At 40.1% G+C, this 19921-nt stretch carries 20 protein-coding genes; 13 read left to right on the top strand and 7 right to left on the bottom strand.

Annotated elements, in window-relative coordinates; translation table 11 throughout:
• Positions 1 to 31 precede the first annotated feature (31 nt).
• The 5 genes from eno to truD all read left to right on the top strand — a co-directional run bounded on the left by eno (position 32) and on the right by truD (position 3926).
• Positions 32 to 1315, top strand: coding sequence for a phosphopyruvate hydratase (eno, locus tag AU255_RS10855; RefSeq protein WP_080522878.1), 1284 nt, complete (start codon positions 32 to 34; stop codon positions 1313 to 1315).
• Between the two features lie 100 nt (positions 1316 to 1415).
• The gene (locus AU255_RS10850; protein WP_332889044.1) at positions 1416 to 1655 is read left to right on the top strand and encodes a septum formation initiator family protein; all 240 of its coding nucleotides are present in this window, start codon (positions 1416 to 1418) and stop codon (positions 1653 to 1655) included.
• A 5-nt stretch (positions 1656 to 1660) separates the two neighbouring features.
• Positions 1661 to 2359 (top strand): 2-C-methyl-D-erythritol 4-phosphate cytidylyltransferase, encoded by a 699-nt coding sequence (ispD, locus tag AU255_RS10845; RefSeq protein WP_080522876.1) that lies wholly within the window; start codon positions 1661 to 1663, stop codon positions 2357 to 2359.
• Positions 2356 to 2829, top strand: a complete 474-nt coding sequence (gene ispF, locus AU255_RS10840; RefSeq protein WP_080522875.1) for a 2-C-methyl-D-erythritol 2,4-cyclodiphosphate synthase — start codon at positions 2356 to 2358, stop codon at positions 2827 to 2829. The genes ispD and ispF overlap by 4 nt, the downstream gene beginning before the upstream one ends.
• Before the next feature lie 62 nt (positions 2830 to 2891).
• Positions 2892 to 3926 (top strand): tRNA pseudouridine(13) synthase TruD, encoded by a 1035-nt coding sequence (gene truD / locus AU255_RS10835; RefSeq protein WP_143735905.1) that lies wholly within the window; start codon positions 2892 to 2894, stop codon positions 3924 to 3926.
• Between the two features lie 25 nt (positions 3927 to 3951).
• Here truD and AU255_RS10830 read toward each other — a convergent pair whose 3' ends face one another.
• The 4 genes from AU255_RS10830 to AU255_RS10815 form a co-directional block, all read right to left on the bottom strand.
• Positions 3952 to 4947, bottom strand: a complete 996-nt coding sequence (locus tag AU255_RS10830; protein ID WP_143735847.1) for an IS30 family transposase — start codon at positions 4945 to 4947, stop codon at positions 3952 to 3954.
• 102 nt (positions 4948 to 5049) lie between these two features.
• A complete protein-coding gene (locus tag AU255_RS10825) occupies positions 5050 to 5526 on the bottom strand; it encodes a sterol desaturase family protein (RefSeq protein WP_080522873.1) in 477 nt (158 codons plus the stop codon).
• Between the two features lie 87 nt (positions 5527 to 5613).
• Complete coding sequence (mnmA, locus tag AU255_RS10820; protein ID WP_080522872.1) at positions 5614 to 6705, bottom strand: tRNA 2-thiouridine(34) synthase MnmA; 1092 nt, start codon at positions 6703 to 6705, stop codon at positions 5614 to 5616.
• Complete coding sequence (locus AU255_RS10815; protein ID WP_080522871.1) at positions 6705 to 7160, bottom strand: NUDIX hydrolase; 456 nt, start codon at positions 7158 to 7160, stop codon at positions 6705 to 6707. Before AU255_RS10815 ends, mnmA begins: the two co-directional genes overlap by 1 nt.
• A gap of 135 nt (positions 7161 to 7295) precedes the next feature.
• Here AU255_RS10815 and clpS point away from each other — a divergent pair, with 135 nt between their 5' ends.
• Together clpS and clpA are read left to right on the top strand one after the other, a co-directional pair.
• Positions 7296 to 7619: an ATP-dependent Clp protease adapter ClpS gene (gene clpS / locus AU255_RS10810; protein ID WP_080522870.1), complete on the top strand. Its 324-nt coding sequence runs from the start codon at positions 7296 to 7298 to the stop codon at positions 7617 to 7619.
• A gap of 21 nt (positions 7620 to 7640) precedes the next feature.
• Complete coding sequence (clpA, locus tag AU255_RS10805; RefSeq protein ID WP_080522869.1) at positions 7641 to 9902, top strand: ATP-dependent Clp protease ATP-binding subunit ClpA; 2262 nt, start codon at positions 7641 to 7643, stop codon at positions 9900 to 9902.
• 28 nt (positions 9903 to 9930) lie between these two features.
• Here clpA and infA read toward each other — a convergent pair whose 3' ends face one another.
• Positions 9931 to 10149 (bottom strand): translation initiation factor IF-1, encoded by a 219-nt coding sequence (gene infA, locus AU255_RS10800; RefSeq protein WP_080522868.1) that lies wholly within the window; start codon positions 10147 to 10149, stop codon positions 9931 to 9933.
• Between the two features lie 128 nt (positions 10150 to 10277).
• A complete protein-coding gene (locus tag AU255_RS10795; protein WP_080522867.1) occupies positions 10278 to 12524 on the bottom strand; it encodes an Rne/Rng family ribonuclease in 2247 nt (748 codons plus the stop codon).
• 676 nt (positions 12525 to 13200) lie between these two features.
• On the opposite strand from AU255_RS10795, the gene rluC reads away from it, so the two are divergent.
• From rluC to AU255_RS10770, 5 genes are all read left to right on the top strand, one after another.
• Positions 13201 to 14154 carry a 23S rRNA pseudouridine(955/2504/2580) synthase RluC gene (gene rluC, locus AU255_RS10790; protein WP_080522866.1) on the top strand — a complete coding sequence of 318 codons (954 nt, stop codon included), beginning with the start codon at positions 13201 to 13203 and terminating at the stop codon, positions 14152 to 14154.
• 173 nt (positions 14155 to 14327) lie between these two features.
• Positions 14328 to 15311 (top strand): S49 family peptidase, encoded by a 984-nt coding sequence (locus AU255_RS10785; RefSeq protein ID WP_408606484.1) that lies wholly within the window; start codon positions 14328 to 14330, stop codon positions 15309 to 15311.
• A 31-nt stretch (positions 15312 to 15342) separates the two neighbouring features.
• Positions 15343 to 16338, top strand: coding sequence for a bifunctional biotin--[acetyl-CoA-carboxylase] ligase/biotin operon repressor BirA (gene birA, locus AU255_RS10780; RefSeq protein ID WP_080522865.1), 996 nt, complete (start codon positions 15343 to 15345; stop codon positions 16336 to 16338).
• Positions 16335 to 17060 (top strand): type III pantothenate kinase, encoded by a 726-nt coding sequence (locus AU255_RS10775; protein WP_080522864.1) that lies wholly within the window; start codon positions 16335 to 16337, stop codon positions 17058 to 17060. Before birA ends, AU255_RS10775 begins: the two co-directional genes overlap by 4 nt.
• Positions 17061 to 17067: 7 nt before the next feature.
• Entirely contained in the window at positions 17068 to 18045 is a 978-nt protein-coding gene (locus tag AU255_RS10770; RefSeq protein WP_080522863.1) for a hypothetical protein, read from the top strand.
• A gap of 186 nt (positions 18046 to 18231) precedes the next feature.
• Here AU255_RS10770 and AU255_RS10765 read toward each other — a convergent pair whose 3' ends face one another.
• Positions 18232 to 18558: a phage integrase N-terminal SAM-like domain-containing protein gene (locus AU255_RS10765; RefSeq protein WP_080522862.1), complete on the bottom strand. Its 327-nt coding sequence runs from the start codon at positions 18556 to 18558 to the stop codon at positions 18232 to 18234.
• Between the two features lie 538 nt (positions 18559 to 19096).
• Here AU255_RS10765 and AU255_RS10755 point away from each other — a divergent pair.
• The gene (locus tag AU255_RS10755; RefSeq protein ID WP_080522861.1) at positions 19097 to 19867 is read left to right on the top strand and encodes a hypothetical protein; all 771 of its coding nucleotides are present in this window, start codon (positions 19097 to 19099) and stop codon (positions 19865 to 19867) included.
• The last annotated feature ends 54 nt before the right edge of the window (positions 19868 to 19921 follow it).

Below are 19921 nucleotides of genomic sequence, written 5' to 3'. Positions count from 1 at the left end.
TTTAAGAAAATCTTTAAACCAAGGAAATAAAATGTCCAAAATAGTTGATATTAAAGCACGAGAAATTTTAGATTCACGTGGTAATCCGACACTAGAAGCCGATGTTGTATTAGCATCAGGTCATACTGGTAGTGCGATGGTACCTTCTGGCGCATCTACTGGAGAACGTGAAGCAATAGAGTTGCGTGATGGCGATAAATCTCGTTACCTGGGGAAAGGAGTTTTAAAAGCGGTTGAGTATGTTAATACTGAAATTCGAGCCATTTTAGTTGGCATGGATGCTGCCGATCAAGCAGCTATTGATAAAGCAATGATGGATCTGGATGGTACTGCAAATAAAGGCCGAATAGGTGCAAATGCAATTTTAAGTGTTTCACTGGCTGCGGCTCATGCCTCTGCCATAGAGGCGGGTGTTCCATTATATCGTTATCTAAATTCTAGCGGTAAATTCGTCATGCCAGTGCCAATGATGAATATCATCAATGGTGGCTCACACGCTGATAATAGTGTTGATTTACAGGAGTTTATGATTCTGCCTGTGGGTGCACCAACATTCCGTGAAGCCATTCGTTATGGTGCTGAGGTATTCCATAATTTAGCTAAAGTATTAAAAGCAAAAGGTTTGGCAACCACAGTTGGTGATGAAGGGGGCTTTGCTCCGAATTTATCATCTAACGAAGAAGCCATCGAAGTTATTTTAGAAGCGATAGTCAATGCAGGCTATAAGCCTGGTGTTGACATATTTTTAGGAATGGATGCTGCTGCTTCTGAATTTTATAAAGATGGCAAATACGAATTAACATCTGAAGGTAAAACCTTAACAGCTGATGAAATGACTGACTTGTTCGCAGACTGGGTAGAAAAATATCCAATTATTTCTATTGAAGATGGCTTGTATGAAAATGACTGGGAAGGCTGGAAAGGTTTGACTGACCGAGTCGGTGATAAAATCCAGTTAGTCGGTGATGATTTATTTGTGACCGATCCGGCGACTTTAAAAGAAGGTATAGCAAAAGGTGTTGCAAACTCTATTTTAATTAAGGTAAACCAGATTGGAACTCTGACTGAAACTCTGGAAGCAATTAACACTGCTCATGCTGCCGGTTATACGGCAGTTGTTTCTCATCGTTCAGGTGAAACAGAAGATACAACGATTGCTGATTTATGCGTTGCAATGGGAACAGGTCAAATTAAAACGGGCTCACTAAGTCGTTCTGATCGAGTTGCTAAATATAACCGTTTAATGAAAATTGAAGAAGAGTTAGGTGCAGAAGCAAAATATGCTGGACGTAGTGCATTTAAAAAATTGTCATAAATTTAATTTAATACAGAATGGGCAAATCCTTTGCCCATTCTGGATAATTTGTTTGTATGACAGGTGACGTATTAAAATTCTTATAGCCTTTCTTGTTGTTTTGATTTCGCTGCTACAGTATCGCTTGTGGTATGGTGACGGAAGTTTTAAGCAAACCGAGAAATACCAGCTCCAGCTAGATCAGTTGCAACAGCAATTAGCGCTAAAGCAGCAGCGCAACAAGGCACTTGAAGCTGAAGTTCTGGATTTGCGTAAAGGTAAAGAAGCGATTGAAGAAACCGCGCGTCATGATTTAGGTTTGATCAGGCAAGATGAAACTTTTTTTCAAGTAATTGAATAGTTCGAATGAGCGAAACACATAAATATTGGGGCATAGTACCAGCAGCTGGCGTTGGTAAACGTATGCAGGCTGATCGTCCCAAACAGTATCTGGAATTAAATTCTCAAACGGTTATTGAACAAACCTTAACTCGTTTATTAGATGTTGAACTGTTAACTGCTGTTATCGTTGCAATTTCAAAAGAAGATTCTTATTGGCCAGAATTGAAAATCTCTAAAAATCCGCGAATTTTGACCGCAGCGGGAGGAAAAGAAAGAGCTGATTCAGTTTTATCAGCATTGAATTCAATAGCTGATAGAGCCGCAGATAATGACTGGGTGCTGGTGCATGATGCTGCACGCCCTTGTATTACCCAGAGTGATGTTGAACATTTGATCAATGAGTTACATGATCATCCGGTTGGTGGAATTCTAGCGCTGGCTTCTCATGATACTTTAAAATCCGTTAATGCAGACCTGGCAATTACTGATACCGTTAACAGAAATAAAATATGGCGTGCTTTAACGCCACAAATGTTTCGTTACCGAGCCCTGAAAGATGCCTTACAAGAAGCAGCAGATAAAGGCTGGGTGATGACCGATGATGCCAGCGCCATGGAACTACAGGGTAAACAACCTAAAATTATCGCGGGGCGTGCGGATAATTTAAAAATTACTCGTCCCGAAGATTTAGCATTAGCACAATTTTTTTTGGAGCAACAATGATACGAGTTGGGCAAGGTTATGATGTACATCGTTTTGTCGATCATGGTGATGTGATTTTAGGCGGTGTAAAAATTGATTATGAACAAGGACTAGAAGCGCATTCTGATGGTGATGTGGTATTACATGCCTTGAGCGATGCTCTGCTGGGCGCTGCGGCATTAGGCGATATAGGCAAACACTTTCCCGATACAGATCCAGAATTTAAAGGGGCTGATAGTCGTATTTTACTGCGTCATGTGTATGGCATTGTCCAAAAAAAGGGTTATAAACTGGTTAATGCTGATATCACTATCATCGCCCAGGCTCCTAAAATGGCACCGCATATCACCGCCATGTGTAGCAATATTGCACATGACCTATCCGTCGATCCAGACTGTATTAATGTCAAAGCAACGACCACTGAAAAGCTTGGCTTTGAAGGGCGTAAAGAAGGCATAGCGGTGCAGGCCATCGTGCTTATTTCTAAATAATAGCTGGGTAGCAGATCACATACATGCTCACCGTATACTGACAGGTTGAATAAATACCTCTATTGAATACTCACACATTACTACCTGACTGGGCATACGCATATGGAGGGGCGCAAAGTCAGGGGACTATCCGTACGACTCCCGATGATTTTATAGTCAATGAAATTCAGTCTTTTGAGCTTTCAGGCGTAGGTGAACACGCATTTATCTTAATAGAAAAATGCTCTGAAAATACAGATTATGTCGCTCGACTGCTTGCCCGGTTTGCCGGAGTCCGCCAAAGAGATGTTAGTTATGCGGGCCTTAAAGATCGCCATGCACGTACCCGGCAATGGTTTAGCGTATGGCTGCCGGGTAAACCGGATCCAGATTGGGAAGGACTGGATTCTGCAACCATTAAAGTCTTACAGGCAACCCGGCACAGCAGAAAATTAAAAAGAGGGTCACTTGCTGGCAACCAATTCATCATACGTGTGCGAGACTGGGTAGGCAATAAAGCTGTTCTGGAACAACAATTACAAACTATTAAAATGCAAGGCGTACCTAATTATTTTGGTGCACAGCGCTTTGGCCGTGAAGGTGCCAATATAGAGAAAGCTATCGCCTTATTTTCTGGTGAAAAAGTCTCCCGTAATCTGCGTAGTATTTACTTATCAGCCGCCCGGTCTTATTTATTCAATCATATTCTTAGTAAGCGAGTGACCGATAGATCCTGGAATCAGGTACTGACCGGTGATGTCTTAATGTTTGATAATTCACATAGCTTTTTTAAAGCAGACATTGTGGATGAATCTATATTAAAGCGAGTGGCACAACTAGATGCACATCCTACTGCTGTATTATGGGGAAAAGGAGAGAACCAGACTGGCGCTGAAGTCGCAATATTAGAGCAGCAGATTATCGATCAATTCCATGATATAGCGCAAGGGCTGTGTGCATTTGGGGTAGATCAAGACCGCAGAGCTTTACGCAGTCATATACAAAATTTACACTGGCAGTTTATTAATGATAGCTCTCTGGAGTTGAGTTTTTCTTTAAATCCTGGTTGTTATGCGACGGCCTTGTTAAGAGAAATTGTCAAATTGAATAATAATTAAGCTTAAATTTTAGTAGGTCGCGAATTCAAGCAATTAATGCAACACCCTGTGATTTATTTATATCAACCCCCGTTATTTGGCAAAATACTTCCCATGGAGTTCTGTAATTTAACCCTTTTCTTGGACGATGATTAAGTGCTGTAATGGCACTATCAACCTCATCTTGAGTTACCTTATCCAAAGGTTCTTTTTTAGGGAAGTATTGCCTTAATAAGCCATTGTGGTTTTCATTTAAACCTCGTTGCCACGAATGATACGGTTTGGCAAAATAAGTGCCGCAGTCAAGTGTTTTTGCAATGGCTTCATGCCCACAAAACTCACGTCCATTATCAAAGGTAATCGTGTGAACCCAACGTTTAAAAGGCTCAAGAGCATTGATAATCGCCTCTTTCGTTAATTCAGATTCTTTACGCTCAATTGAGATGGCGAAGTTGAGCTTTGAGACCCGTTCAGTCAGCGTCACCAATACGCCTTTATGTCCTTTACCGATAACAGTATCTGCTTCCCAATCACCTAAACGCGTTTTATCATCAACCACTTGTGGTCGCTCATCAATATCAACACGGCTGGGTATCGTTCCGCGATAATCATTTTTTCCATATCGCTTACGATAAGGTTTGGCTTGATGCCTCAAATAAGTATACAAATCGCCACCGGCTGCTTTGTTAGCTAAAATATAACGGTAAATAGTCTCATGACTGACGGAGTCCTTACCTTGTTGTTTTAAGCGTCCTGAAATACAGTCAGGGCTCCATTTCTCTTTGATTAAAGGCGTTATTATCTGTTGTAACTCAGCCGTCATCTTGATGTTTTTGGGCTTATCAATATGGCGTTGTTTAGCTATTCTCTCAGCTTGCTTGTAACGATAACCACACTGACCTGTATTACGCGTAATTTCACGTCCAATAGTCGATTTATGACGCCCCAATGTGATGGCTATTTGATTCTTAGAAACGCCTTGTTTTAGTTGCGTATAAATGTAAAATCTTTCCTCTTGGGTTAGATGGTTAAACGTGTTCATTGAGCACCTCTTTTTAGTTTCAGGTTTTAGTCGACGGAAACTATACCATCTAACCCTTTAAAGAGGTGTTGCAGTTATTATATGAATTCGGGGGTAATGTAATTATTTATTTTTGTGTTTGTGATTCCTTGTTTTCATTAGACAATCAAACAAGGGATATGATATGCACCAATTGGCTTCCGGGTTAACCATATGATGTTGATAATGCCAGGGGAGATATATTTTTGCCCAGTGAATGTCTAAATGAGCCTTTCGATGCAGAAAGTAATATCCAAATACAGACATAGTTATTGCCCATGCATAGCCATTCAAGAGCCAGAAAAAAGGCAAATTGAGAATTAGAATAATTAATAAGACCAGACATTCTTTCGCCTGACTATTCCAGAGTTCTGGCCATTTCTGGTAGCCAGGATCGAGCATTTTGAGTTGCCAGGCAATAGGGTGATGCTGGTATATATGGTATGCCCAGAAACTCTTCGGGTGCTTCCCCAGTCCATGTAGCAAATAACGGTGAATAAGCCATTCACCGGCATTAGCGATTAATAAGCCAAAGCAAAACTGTAGTACCCATAGTAGCATCGTATGCATTTTTCCTGAATATTTGGATATCCTGATTATTGCATAACAGTGTCAATAACTCGAATCGTCAAATCCTTTGATTAAAGATTATTTATTATATTTAGTTTCAATAATTCCACCGCCTAAACAAACCTCGCTGGCATAAAATACGACTGATTGTCCTGGTGTAATCGCACGTTGTTGCTGTTCAAATACAACTTTTACTCTATTCTCGGGTAGAGGGATGACTTTACAGGTCTGATCTTTCTGGCGATAACGTGTTTTTGCAGTACATTGGATAATGTTAGTGAGCGGCTGGTTACTGCACCAGTCTAGTTGATTTGCTTCTAATACATTATGTAGCATTAAAGGGTTATCATGGCCTTGACCAACTATCAGTATATTGTTGTCTAAATCTTTATCTAATACATACCAGGGCTCATCAGGGGCATTTTTAACGCCTCCAATACCAAGACCCTGTCGCTGACCAAAGGTGTAATACATTAAGCCCGAGTGCTGAGCTATATATTGACCTTCTGAAGTGCGCATTTCTCCAGGCTGCGTTGGCAAATAGCGCTGTAGAAATTCCTTAAATTTACGCTCGCCTATAAAACAAATTCCGGTACTGTCTTTTTTGTGATGATTCGCAAAGCCATATTTTTCAGCCATTTTGCGGATTTCGGTTTTATGTAAATGACCAATGGGAAACAAGGTTTTTGATAAGGCTGTTTGACCTAAAGTGTATAAAAAATAACTTTGTTCTTTACCTGGGTCCAAACCCTTGAGTAAAAAATATTCACCTTTTTTTTCATTAACACGAGCGTAGTGGCCTGTGGCGATATACTCAGCCCCGAGGTCTTCAGTTGCATAATTTAAAAATGCTTTAAATTTGACATGTTTGTTGCACAGTATATCTGGATTAGGCGTGCGTCCAGCAGCAAATTCTGCAAGAAAAACTTCAAAAACTTCATCCCAGTATTCGCTTGCAAAATTAACAGTTTTTAATTCGATACCTAAGGTATCACAGACTTGCTGAGCATCAGCCAGGTCTTCTAAGGCCGTACATTCATCTGTCCCGTCATCTTCATCCCAGTTTTTCATGAACACGCCGGAGACTTGATGGCCTTGTTCCAGTAATAGCGCGGCAGTTACTGAAGAGTCTACGCCTCCTGACATGCCAACGATAATATTTTTACTCATTATTCTAAATCTAAAAATGTTTTTAATAAGGTGAGCGGATAACGTTCACCCTGTAAGTATTGGTCAATGGTTGTTAAAACCAGAGGACTGCGCAATGCTGATTTTTTGGCAATAATTTCATCGCGTGTTAACCAATGTGTCGCTATAATGCCATCATCCAGTGTTTGGTCAGGCTGATGATTATGGCATGCACCCACAAAGCAGACTCGCAGAAAACTTGGAAAATCAGGCGTTTTACGCCAAAGTTGTATAGCGGTAATAAATTCAGGTGTAAACTGCCAGGCCGTCTCTTCTTTAACTTCGCGCTTTACTGCATTAATAAGGCTTTCGCCTGGTTCTAAATGCCCTGCTGGCTGGTTGAATGCTATGCCGTTGACAGTTTCCTCTTCGACTAAAAGAAAACGCTGATCGCGTTCAATGATGGCTGCGACTGTTACATGAGGCTTCCAAACCATGAATTATCCTTTAGTTGTAAAAAAGGCTGTAGTCTAATCAATTAAAGGCTATTATACTTTATAAAGAATTGAAATTGAGAATTTAACCTCAATATTAAATGCTAAATTAGATTATTGTTGAAATTGTAGAAAAAAATGAGTGACCTTAATACATCCATAGACCATGATGATGCACTAGCTATACAAGAAGCGACACCTAAATTAAAAAAACCGCCTTTATTTAAAGTGATTTTACTTAATGATGACTTCACTCCAATGGATTTTGTAATTGAGGTATTGGTTGATTTTTTTGCCATGAGCGAAGAGGCTGCAACACAAGTTATGTTGCATGTACATACTCAAGGTATGGGGGTCTGTGGTGTATTCTCAAAAGACGTGGCAGAAACAAAAGTTGAGATAGTAAATAATTATTCACGCGAAAATCAGCATCCTTTATTGTGTGCAATGGAAGAAGCCTAAACGGCTTGAGGAGCATTTAATATGTTAAGTAAAGACCTTGAAGTAACACTGAATCTGGCTTTTGTATCAGCACATGAAAAGCGCCATGAATTTATTACTGTTGAGCATTTGTTATTAGCACTTTTGGATAATGATAGTGCTCTGCAGGTATTATCAATTTGCGCTTGTGATGTCCCTGCTTTACGTGGAGACTTAACCCAGTTTATTGATGAAACTATCAGCTTATTATCCATAGAAGGCAGACGAGAAACACAACCGACATTAGGTTTTCAGCGAGTTTTGCAGCGCGCTGTATTTCATGCTCAAGCGTCTGATAAAAAGGAAGTTGATGGGGCAAACTTATTAGTTGCTTTATTTAGTGAGCAAGATTCGCATGCTGTATATTTATTAAATAAACAGGACATACAGCGCCTGGATGTAGTTAATTATTTATCGCACGGTATATCAAGAGCAGACCATGAAATTCCAGAGCAAAAAGAAAGTGCTGGAAATGTTGAGCCAGAAGCAGCTGAAACTCCATTAGATAAATATACAACTAACCTGAATCAAAAGGCAGTCGAAGGTAAAATTGACCCGTTAATTGGCCGTGAGCTGGAATTAGAACGCACTGTCCAGGTTTTATGTCGTCGTCGAAAAAATAACCCTTTATTGGTTGGTGAGGCAGGAGTTGGTAAAACAGCCATTGCAGAAGGCCTGGCTAAGAAAATTGTTGAAGAAGATATTCCTGAAATTCTACATGGATGCGTTATTTATTCTCTTGACTTAGGGGCTCTGGTTGCAGGTACAAAATATCGCGGTGACTTTGAAAAGCGTCTTAAAGCTTTGATGAATCAGCTAGCCATGGATAGCAATGCCATTTTATTTATCGATGAAATTCATACTATTATCGGTGCCGGCTCTGCCTCTGGCGGGGTCATGGATGCTTCCAATTTAATTAAGCCCGCTTTAGCCTCTGGGCAATTGCGATGTATAGGTTCCACAACTTATAATGAATATAGAGGTATTTTTGAAAAAGACCACGCTTTGGCACGTCGTTTTCAGAAAATAGATGTAAGTGAACCTACGGTTGATGAAACATTTATGATTTTAAAAGGTTTGCAAAGCCGTTTTGAAGAGCATCATGAGCTTAAATACACTCTGGAGAGCTTGCGTGTAGCCGCCGAATTATCAGATAGACACATTAGTGACCGATTTTTACCCGATAAAGCGATAGATGTCATTGATGAAGCAGGTGCGAGACAAAGACTGGTGCCTGATGAACTGCGTAATAATTTGGTCGATGCGCATGCTATCGAGGAAGTTGTCGCTAAAATTGCAAGAATTCCACCTAAATCTGTTTCTAGCAATGATCAAGATAAGTTAAAAAGTCTTGAGAAAAATCTAAAAATGCTGGTATTTGGTCAGGATGATGCAATTGAGGCTTTAGCCTCAGCGATTAAATTATCCAGAGCAGGACTAAGAGAAGCGACTAAAACTATTGGCTCATTTTTATTTGCCGGACCTACAGGTGTTGGTAAAACAGAAGTAACCAAACAATTGGCTAACCTGATGGGAGTTGAGTTAATTCGCTTTGATATGTCTGAATATATGGAAAGCCATACAGTTTCACGCTTAATTGGAGCGCCACCGGGTTATGTCGGCTATGATCAAGGGGGTTTATTGACTGAACAGGTGAATAAGCACCCTCATGCAGTATTATTATTAGATGAGCTGGAAAAAGCACACCCTGATGTCTTTAATTTGCTTCTACAGGTTATGGATCATGGCACATTAACCGATAATAATGGGCGTAAAGCGGATTTTAGAAATATTATTCTGGTGATGACGACAAATGCGGGAGCAGAGGAGGGTAGCCGCGCTTCTATAGGTTTTACCAGACAAGAGCATTCTAGTGATAGCTTGCGTGTCGTGGAAAAGTCATTTTCTCCTGAATTTAGAAACCGCCTGGATACGATTATTCAATTCAAGCCTTTGGATATCGCAATTGTAGGAAATGTTGTTGATAAATTTATTTTTGAACTGGAAACATTATTACTAGAGAAAAATGTAACCTTTAGTCTTGATGCGGAAGCAAGACTCTGGTTAGCAGAGCACGGTTGTGACCCAAAAATGGGGGCGAGACCGATGGCTAGACTGATTCAGGAAAAAATTAAAAAACCTTTGGCAAACGATTTATTATTCGGAAAACTAGAGCAGGGTGGTCATGTACATGTGACCGTTCAGAATAAAGAATTAGCATTTGCCATTGAAAGTAAACAGCTAAGTCTACCGGAAAATAATTAAATTAGGGGGGTATGCGTTAGGCGTAAGCTTAGCGCATACGGAATGTAATGCGTCCTTTTGTTAAATCATAAGGGGTCATTTCTACCTTAACCTTATCACCAGTCAGGATGCGAATATAATGTTTACGCATTTTGCCAGATATATGGGCCGTGATAACGTGGCCGTTTTCCAGCTCAACTCTAAACATTGTATTCGGGAGGGTTTCGATAATCGTACCATCCATTTCAATTTGATCTTCTTTTGCCATGTTTCTTGTGTTCTCTAAAATGTCTATAAATAATATCTGTAAATTTTTTCAATCATAGCAGATAAATTCCACTAAAGACAGAAATAAAAAGATAAAGGGCATAAACAGGAATGACCTGTTTATGCCCTTTATATACCTAATTTAGTCTTCTTTATTAGATACAGATACATCAGGTTTTGTTTCTGATGGTGTTGTTTTAGCGGCAGAAATATTTTTTGATAATTTGCTGCGTAAGACTGGCTTTCGGTGTTTTTTTCGAATTTCGCCGGAGCTTCACTTGGGCCTTGTTGTTTCTCGACTTTAGTATTTTCCTGTGTAGGCGAAGACGGCTCAGAGACTTGATTGTCTTCAGTCCCTTGCTTTGCTGCTCTTGGCTTTCTGTTATAACCTCTACGATTAGGTTTGCGATTCTGGTTTCTTGGTTTTAACTCAGTCGCTTCGGCATTACTCTCAGTCGTTGGTGCTATGGGCTCTTTGCTTTTCACCTCGGCTGGTTTTTGAATATTACCACTGTTATCAGCTGGTTTATTGCCTTGCTGGGCGTTACGATCGCGATTATTCGGGTTCCTGTTTCTGTTAGGTGAATTTCTGCGGTTATTCGGGTTTCTGCGGTTGTTTTGTGGCTTGTCGCCAGGCGCTCTAGCCGGTCTTGAGCTTTTTTCTGATGTTTCTTCAGCTGGTTCTTTTGAGATCTCCTCTGAGGAGCCAATGAGTTTAGTCCAGAAACGATTAATCAAGCCAGCCGATGTCTTTTTATTTTGCACGGGTGCAGGTGCGTCAGGCAAAAATTCTTTAATCGCAGCTTGCTCGGGTTTAGGTGTTGCTTGCCTGGCAAATTCCGGCAATGAAGTGTCTTCTACTTTTATCTGGGTGTAGCTGGCAGTTTCTTCAGTGCCTTCATCGTCTTTTGACTTAATGCGTTCTATATCGTATGCGGGTGTCTCTAAATACTTACTCGGCAAGACAATAATACGTACATTCAAGCGTGATTCAATTTGATCGATAGCAGGGCGTTTTTCATTAAGTAAGAAGGTAGCGCATTCTATCGGCAAATGGGCAATAACTTTATCAGTACCACTTTTCATTGCTTCTTCTTCAAGAATACGCAATACAGACAAAGCGACCGATTCAACATTACGAATTTCTCCCTGACCATTACAGCGAGGGCAGGTAAGTTGAGTTGTATCACCGAGAGAAGGGCGTAATCTTTGACGCGACATTTCCAGCAAACCAAAACGAGAAATACGGCTGGTCTGTACACGAGCACGATCAATCTTTAAGGCATCACGTAATCTGTTTTCAACTGAGCGTTGATTTTTATTAGACAACATATCAATAAAATCAATAACGAACAGACCACCTAAATCACGTAACCTTAGTTGCCGAGCAATTTCATCAGCAGCCTCCAGATTGGTATTTAGCGCAGTTTCTTCTATATCGCTACCTTTAGTTGAGCGTGCCGAGTTAATATCTATTGAAGTAAGTGCTTCGGTATGATCAATAACAAGTTCACCACCTGATGGTAGCGGGACCTCACGGCTATAAGCAGTTTCAATTTGTGATTCTATCTGATAGCGATTAAACAGTGGCACATCGTCACTGTATAATTTCGCTTTTTTAAGATAATGCGGCATAACTTGTTTCAAGAAGTTATGCACTAATTTAAAAGAGGCCTCTTTATCAATCAGAATTTCATCTATATCTGCACGTAAATGATCACGTAAAGCACGAATAATGACATTGCTTTCCTGGAAAATTAAAAAAGGAATGCTTTGTTCTTTAGAAGAGCGATCTATCGCTTCCCATAATTGCAATAGATAGTTCAAGTCCCATTGCAATTCTTCAGTACTTTTACCGCAACCGGCAGTACGCACGATCAGTCCCATATCTTCGGGAACTTCCAGACCAGCCATTGCGTCACGTAATTCATTGCGGGTTTCACCTTCAATACGACGTGAAATCCCGCCAGCCTTGGGATTATTTGGCATTAAAACCAGATAGGTTCCTGCCAGACTGATATACGTTGTTAACGCCGCACCTTTGTTGCCACGTTCTTCTTTTTCAATCTGAACAATGACTTCCTGTCCTTCTTTTAAAAGGTCTTTGATTTTTGCACGACTTAAATTTGGGTCGTCTGAATTTACAGCACTGGGTGAAACTTCCTTAAGTGGCAAGAAGCCATGTTTATCAACACCATAGTTAACAAATGCTGCTTCCAGACTGGGTTCAATGCGGGTAATAATACCTTTATAGATATTAGATTTTTTTTGTTCTTGTGAAGGGTGTTCTATGTCGAAATCATATAGTTTCTGACCATCTACCAAAGCTACACGCAGTTCTTCAGGCTGCGACGCGTTGATAAGCATTCTTTTCATTAAATTATCCTTGCTTGATCCTGATGTTCCGTGCAGAAGATAAATAAGACTTTGTAATACAGCCAGTTAATGGCTATAGAAATAGCTACTAACAACAGGCCGAATAGACGATCTAGTAAAATTCAACTGTGATGGCGCATAGCAAGCTATGAGTTATTTCACTACGCAGAAGTTTACAGAAAGACTCAAAGTTTTGGTGTTTATATCATCATACTTCATCGACTGATATTGCATACTGGCAATAGCGATATAATTTGATGGCTTTCAATCAAGTGATTGACTGTTAAGTTGAAAACACATGTTCAGGAGCATGGCTAACAGGTATAGTAGCGCTCTACTGGTGTTATATCTAAAAGTTATTACAGTCTGGATTGATAAGCAAAATACACGGTCTTATCTTATCGTTCGGTCTTTATCAGGTCGAGTATCGCTCGTCATGGGTCGAGCGAAAAAACCCAAATTCTATTTTTTTGCTTTATTATTATCAGTGACTATTCACGGGAACAACCGGTTTTTTATATGTTGTTATGTCTTTGAAATGAATATAGACTCCTAAATATCAAGCTTTGCATAGACAATTCATATTTCAGTCTATAGCTTGACAATTATAACCTGTTACATTATCAATTGTAATAAACTTATAGAATACCACAGAAGATTACACTATTATGGGCTTATGAAATTAGAAGATAGTAAAGTTATTCCCAAGGTTCAGTTAAAAGAAATTACAGATGCACATGAAGGGCAGCGTTTAGACAATTTCTTGATGAATATACTTAAAGGCGTTCCTAAAAGTCATATTTATCGGATTATACGTAAAGGTGAAGTTCGAATTAATAAAGGGCGTTGCGATGCAAAACACAAATTAAGTATAGGGGATATAGTTAGAATTCCCCCGGTAAGAGTGACTGAAGAAAAACAGCTAGTATCCGCACCTGCATACCTGACCGCCAGTCTTACACGGGATATCTTGTTTGAAGATGATGCCATATTAGTGATCAATAAACCTTCCGGATTTGCGGTGCATGGTGGTTCGGGTATAAGTTCAGGAGTGATAGAGGCATTACGTGAATTACGCCCGGATAGCCGTTTTCTGGAATTAGTTCATCGCCTGGATCGTGATACCTCAGGATGTTTAATTATCGCTAAAAAACGCAGTACATTACGTATTTTGCATGAGTATTTTAGAGGAGACGGCGTTAAAAAGAACTATTTAGCCTTGCTCCATGGCCGATGGGAACAGCAAAAAATAATCGTTGACCAGCCCTTGTTAAAAAATATTAGCCAGGGAGGCGAACGAATGGTAAAAATAAGTTCCTCAGGCAAGCCATCTAAAACCCTGTTTAGACGACTAGCCTTATATCATGACACTACCTTGGTTGAAGCGTCACCCTATACTGGACGTACCCATCAGATCAGAGTGCATGCAGCATGGCTGGGGCATGCCATTATCGGCGATGAGCGCTATGGCGAAAATGAAATTAATAAAGATTTTAGACGGCGTGGCTATAAACGCTTATTTTTACATGCCCATAAATTACAATTTGCGCATCCGATAAGTGGGGAAATCCTGAAATTAATCGCACCATTACCCGTAGATTTGCAAGCCCTGCTAGATAAAGAAAAATAGCTGCTGTAACCGCAACTTGTCATCATTTTATACATTCTGGCGTGTACCCTTGATATATACAATAATGCCCATAAAACAAGAGGATGTCTATTTGTTAATTAGTATCCTTAAATAGAGTAAAAATAACGATAGTATTTACACCAGACAGTAAAATATAACGCAGGAGATATAGAGTGAGTGAAAACCAGTGGGACGAATCTCCCAATCAAAAAAAAGACATGAATGCCGGTTGGGAACGTGAAGTAATAGAGAAACTTGCTTTTTCCGCTGTTACCGAACAGCGTCGCACCAGGCGTTGGGGTATTTTCTTTAAAAGTTTAATGTTTGTTTATCTGGCCGCGCTCCTGGGCATAGGCATGTATCCATCGCTAAAACAAAGTATGGATGATGCAGAGGGTAAAGGACATACAGCGGTGATTAATATCACCGGACCGATTGCAGAAGGCCAGGAAGCGAATGCGGATGCAATTATAAAATCTTTACGTAATGCCGTTAAAGACGAAAACACGAAAGGGATTATTTTACATGTGAATAGTCCTGGAGGCAGTCCAGTTCAATCTTCATATGTATTTAATGAGATAAGAAAAATAAAATCTGAAAATCCGGAATTGCCTATTTATGCAGTTGCTTCAGATATTTGTGCTTCAGGCTGTTATTTTATTGCCGCCGCCGCCGATAAAATTTACGTTAACCCATCCAGTCTGGTAGGGTCTATAGGCGTACTTATGGATGGTTTTGGTTTTGTTGATACCATGAAAAAACTGGGTGTGGAACGTCGCCTGGTCACTGCGGGTGCGCATAAGGCACTAATGGATCCTTTTTCTCCGGAAAAAGAAAGCGATAAGAAGTATATGCAGGCCGTGCTGGAACAAGTGCATCAACAATTTATTGCTGCGGTAAAAGAAGGTCGTGGTGATCGCCTGCTCATCAATGATGATACTTTCTCAGGTCTGGTCTGGACTGGAGAACAAGGAATAAAAATCGGCTTAGTCGATGATTTTGGTAATGATGACAGTGTTGCAACTGATATTATTGGTGCTAAAAAACGCGTCGATTTTACTGTTCAAGAACGCTTGATTGATCGTCTTGCCGGAAAAATGGGAGCCTCATTTGCGCAGTCTATAAGCAGTCTTGGGCAGCAATTTATGTTGCAATAGTGTATTTCTCAATCAATTTTTAGAGAAGCTGGTGCAATTTTCAGCAAACAAGAAGCTTTTATTACGGATATTAGCTGATGGTAAGTTTCATTCGGGAACAGAATTAGCTGAACAGATTGGTCTTAGTCGATCAGCTATCTGGAAGCAGCTTAATAGCCTGGAAGAGCAGGGCATAGCGATAAGTGCCGTTAATGGCAAAGGTTATCGTCTGCATACTGCTCTGGAATTGCTGGATAAGTCACTTATTTATAGTTTATTGAATACTAAGACTAGGCAATGCCTGGCAGAGCTTGAAATTCATGATCAAATAGACTCCACCAATCGCTATCTTGTTGCTTTATGTAATGCCCGCCCTGAAACTTCTGCAGTGTGTTGTTTAGCTGAACAACAAACTGCAGGCAAAGGCCGGCGCGGCAAGCAATGGGTTTCTCCTTTTGGCAGTAATATTTACGCGTCGATTGCCTGGCAATTTCAAGGCGGCCCATCGAGTTTGTCGAGCTTAAGTCTGGCAATCGGTGTTGCTGTCATTAATGCACTCAAAATACATGGTATTCATGACGCAGGGCTTAAATGGCCCAATGATATCTATTGGCAGCAACGAAAATTAGGCGGCATTCTCGTTGAAGTATCTGGAGAATCTGATGGACCTTGTCATGCGGTTATCGGTTTAGGTTTAAATCTTTACCTGGCAGAACAAGACGGAGCTCAAATACAACAGGATTGGGTGGATATCAACGAAATCCTGGGTAACTCCCATAAGCTTTCACGCAATCAACTGCTCGCAACCCTGCTTGAGCAACTTATAGCAGTGACGCATCATTACACCCCGGCTGCTTTTGCACAGTATCGAGATCAGTGGCGACAGTTTGATTGTATGCAGGGACAGCAAGTAAGTCTATTTATGGGGAATACAAAAATCGATGGTACTGTGATGGGTATCAATGATGCAGGCCTGTTATTATTACAAACTGAAACAGGACAAATACAAAGTTTTGCCTCCGGAGAAGTGAGTTTTCGTCGTCTATGATACTCATTGATATTGGTAACACACGCATAAAATGGGCGGAGCAGCAAGCCGGTAATCTGGGCAAAATGCATGCTCTTGCATATCTTAATGCAAATATTGATCTGTTATTAGGCGCTGCCTGGCAGCAATTAAGCAAACCGGAAAGCATTTATCTGGCCTGTGTTGGAGCACAACGCATCAAACAGCAAGTCATGTACATTGCTTATCAATTATGGCCCGATATCATCATACAGGAAATAACAACACAGAAATACGCGCATGGAGTGCGCAATGCCTACCCGGATTATACCAGGCTCGGAGTGGACCGCTGGCTCTCAATGGTAGCTGCATATCATTATTACACCAGGCCGGTATGCATAGTATCCTGTGGATCAGCACTAACCCTGGATATTATAGATGAGCTTGGTCAGCATTTAGGCGGCATGATTATGCCGGGCTTGAATTTGCTGCAACAGGCCCTGTCTAAAGGAACTGCAAACTTGAACAGTTGCTCAGAGCAATACCCGCGGGGCCTGGCAAATGATACACAAGCGGCTATATATAATGGCAACCTTAACGCTATCAAAGGTTTTATAGAGCAAGGACTGGCTCAATACAAAAATCCTGTGCAATTAATACTCACCGGCGGGGATGCAGAATTTTTGGCTGATAGCTTAAAATTAGTCGCTATCATTGATGCCCGACTGGTCCTTAAAGGCCTGTCTCTCGTCGCTAAAGAGTAAATATATTGTGAAATTTATTTTTTCCCTGGTTTTGTTGATCAATATTACCTTCTTCCTCTGGGAATATCGTAAAGGTGCCCCTGACATTTATTTGCCACCCCCCATAGATTCGGCAAACAGTGATACACAAAAAATCATCTTACTCAGCAATTCTCCCGCGATTGCAAAAGAGTCCATACAGAGTGTTGATACTGCTGAAGGTGAGCTGGTCAGTAATGCTGAAAAACAAGCTGAGACGGTTGATGAAATTGAAGCAATGGATTATGTTGACCCCAGGCAATTAAACGCTTCAAATCAAAGCAAGCTATCAGATACAGACAGTAAAAATGCGGAGACAAGTGAGTTTGTTGACCCCGTTTACCAGCAGCCTGCTGTCATACAGGAAGATGAATTGCCAGCCCCTGTCAATGAACAATTTTCGCAACCAGTAGAAACGGTTAGACATCAAGAGAAAGAGGGACAGCCAGCGGATTCAACGCTAAGCGATGCTGAAAAAAATCAGACGATTAAACACGTTGCTAGTGTTGTCGCCTGTTATCAATTAAAAACCAGTGCAACTAAAGCAGACTTTATCAGCCAAACAGATAAGCAAACTAATTATACATTGGCATTTGCCGGGCAGAAAGTACCTTATATTAGTAACTATATAGTGCTTACTTTGCCAGCTGAGACTCTTCAGCTAGCACAAAACAGGCAGAAAATACTTAAACTGCAAGGTATAAAAGATTTATGGCTGTTCGAGAAAGGGATATTCAAATGGCGGATTTCACTCGGTTTATTTAGTACACTCGAAAAAGCAGAATTTGCTAAACAGCAATATGCCAGACTAACAAGCGAACCGTTGGATGTAGCCCCCAGCTGGCAAACACACTCAGTCACCCAAGTCACTATCAGTGCAGAGCAGGAACAGGATATTTCTGCCTTTGAGCAACGCTTTGCTAAATATATAGATAAAGACCTTGATTGTTCAGAAGCCAGTCCATGAGCATAAAACACTCAGGTATTGGCTTGCCTGCAATGAATACGATACAACAGCTCTGGAGTAGCTAGCAAGCGGATCTGTCTGCGCTCCCTCCTTGAAAACAACACGTGATTTAAATAAACAATATTAATCGAGACTCTCCTTGTTGGTTCATAATCTTCAGCAACAACTACAAATCATCTAACGGACTTACAAGGCCTTCTCTCTTGCTATAACACATGCGTATAAATTATTTGAATACTCAAGGATCCGTTTATACAAGAAAATGAGAGTATTAAAGACCCAATTTTGAGTAAATGCAGCCACTTTATCCTGAACAGCTAAGTACGTTAAAAAAACCTCAACTTTCTTCTCAGGTTCAATAAGTAGAACGGCTCTAACTTGCAAATAATGAAACAGGATATATTGGGTAATCCGGTCACAATAGGTGCGCTCAGTATGAATAGAATAATGTAAGCGTTGCATAGTATCGCGGGTTTTCTCAAGCAGGATTTTTTCAGGAGTTGTAGTTGACATAGGAACTAAAAAGAATTACTTTAGCAGTTAATCTTCATAATTAATTGAATATTATCAACTATTAGGGGAATTTCACAATACAAAATGGTGAGCCCATTGGTGAGTTTAAATTGGTAACATATTTTTACCTTTTCCCTCTGAATTGGCTTTAAGAAATAAAAATACGAAAATTACTATTTCACTGAGTTCTGATAGTCTTTCATATTTTAAAGATGTTACTGAATCATATCATATGCAATATCAAAAGATCATCAGGCAATTACTGGATGAATATGTTGCATATCAAAAAAAATGCTATCAAAAAAAACCAGCTGACCCTTGGTAGCGCAGCTAGTTTTCAGAAGTCATGTTTATCTAAAATTTTAGTGCTTTGCCCAGGTTCATCGAATATCTGCCAACAACATCTGATTTTGGCATGTGTGTCGGGCATGGCACACAATATTTGGGGAATTATTTTTTAATTATTACTATGACCTCAAATATTACATCCCTATCCCGATTAGTTTTTTAAACCCCTGTACACATGTGAGGAATAATCGTGAAGAAAAATATTGCAATTGCTTTTTGTTTTATTATTATTGGACTTACTGGGTGCCCAGAAGTTTTCGATATAAAAGAGAATTCTAAATATCTGGAAATAAAGGGCTTAGAGTTTAGAAAAAAAGGTTCTATTAATACAGATCTCTTGTGGGCTGGTGTCGGAAGGTCTGATAGTGTTAACTCCTTTGACCCTAAATTTCTGCCAAAACTTGAAAAAGCAATTACTGCAAGAAAAGTGACAGAAGCTTTTAATGATCAAACTCGTAAAGCTGCTTATGAAGCTGCTGCTAAAGCGGGAATAGAGATTGCAGAAGGTAATGTTTCGGGTGCTATTTCAACTGAAAATAGTGCTACTGGCTTATATCACGTTTTCATATTATTTGATGTAAACGACTTTGTAACTGAACTAAATAGCGAGCAAAATAGAGAAGGTCTAGAATTACTGATGAAGTATGATAGGCCAAGGGTTGTAACTAGTATCGCAACAGTGTTTAATCGAAAATCAAATAATAAAATTATAACTTCTGGGAATGTATACTTAAAAATTAAGAACCCTCAAACAGGGAGTCCAGAATTTTCTATTAAACAAGAAAGTACGGGTGAAACTATTGCAACGTTATCTGATGGAACAGTGTTTGCTTATGAGTATGCACGGTTATGTTGGGAAAAAAAAGATGGCAAAGTTAAAGTAGCTACTATTGAAGTTGATAGACCTGGTTTTGATAATAACTGCCCTTCGGGAACTAAAGACAAAGTGAGCAAATTATAAAACTGACGAACAAGGTTAGCTTGTGATCGCGAAGCGGTATGACTGGCATGATGT

This window comes from Methyloprofundus sedimenti (genome assembly GCF_002072955.1).
Lineage (GTDB): Bacteria > Pseudomonadota > Gammaproteobacteria > Methylococcales > Methylomonadaceae > Methyloprofundus > Methyloprofundus sedimenti.
The sequence above is the reverse complement of the archived record's forward strand: the minus strand, read 5'-3'. Positions and strand labels throughout refer to the sequence as shown.

What these genes read in the sequence shown, in the direction of transcription:
- eno (WP_080522878.1), top strand. Translation starts at nt 32, where the DNA reads ATGTCCAAAATAGTTGATATTAAAGCACGAGAAATTTTAGATTCACGT.
- ispD (WP_080522876.1), top strand. Translation starts at nt 1,661, where the DNA reads ATGAGCGAAACACATAAATATTGGGGCATAGTACCAGCAGCTGGCGTT.
- ispF (WP_080522875.1), top strand. Translation starts at nt 2,356, where the DNA reads ATGATACGAGTTGGGCAAGGTTATGATGTACATCGTTTTGTCGATCAT.
- AU255_RS10830 (WP_143735847.1), bottom strand. Translation starts at nt 4,947, where the DNA reads ATGAACACGTTTAACCATCTAACCCAAGAGGAAAGATTTTACATTTAT.
- AU255_RS10825 (WP_080522873.1), bottom strand. Translation starts at nt 5,526, where the DNA reads ATGCTACTATGGGTACTACAGTTTTGCTTTGGCTTATTAATCGCTAAT.
- mnmA (WP_080522872.1), bottom strand. Translation starts at nt 6,705, where the DNA reads ATGAGTAAAAATATTATCGTTGGCATGTCAGGAGGCGTAGACTCTTCA.
- AU255_RS10815 (WP_080522871.1), bottom strand. Translation starts at nt 7,160, where the DNA reads ATGGTTTGGAAGCCTCATGTAACAGTCGCAGCCATCATTGAACGCGAT.
- clpS (WP_080522870.1), top strand. Translation starts at nt 7,296, where the DNA reads ATGAGTGACCTTAATACATCCATAGACCATGATGATGCACTAGCTATA.
- clpA (WP_080522869.1), top strand. Translation starts at nt 7,641, where the DNA reads ATGTTAAGTAAAGACCTTGAAGTAACACTGAATCTGGCTTTTGTATCA.
- infA (WP_080522868.1), bottom strand. Translation starts at nt 10,149, where the DNA reads ATGGCAAAAGAAGATCAAATTGAAATGGATGGTACGATTATCGAAACC.
- AU255_RS10795 (WP_080522867.1), bottom strand. Translation starts at nt 12,524, where the DNA reads ATGAAAAGAATGCTTATCAACGCGTCGCAGCCTGAAGAACTGCGTGTA.
- rluC (WP_080522866.1), top strand. Translation starts at nt 13,201, where the DNA reads ATGAAATTAGAAGATAGTAAAGTTATTCCCAAGGTTCAGTTAAAAGAA.
- AU255_RS10775 (WP_080522864.1), top strand. Translation starts at nt 16,335, where the DNA reads ATGATACTCATTGATATTGGTAACACACGCATAAAATGGGCGGAGCAG.
- AU255_RS10765 (WP_080522862.1), bottom strand. Translation starts at nt 18,558, where the DNA reads ATGTCAACTACAACTCCTGAAAAAATCCTGCTTGAGAAAACCCGCGAT.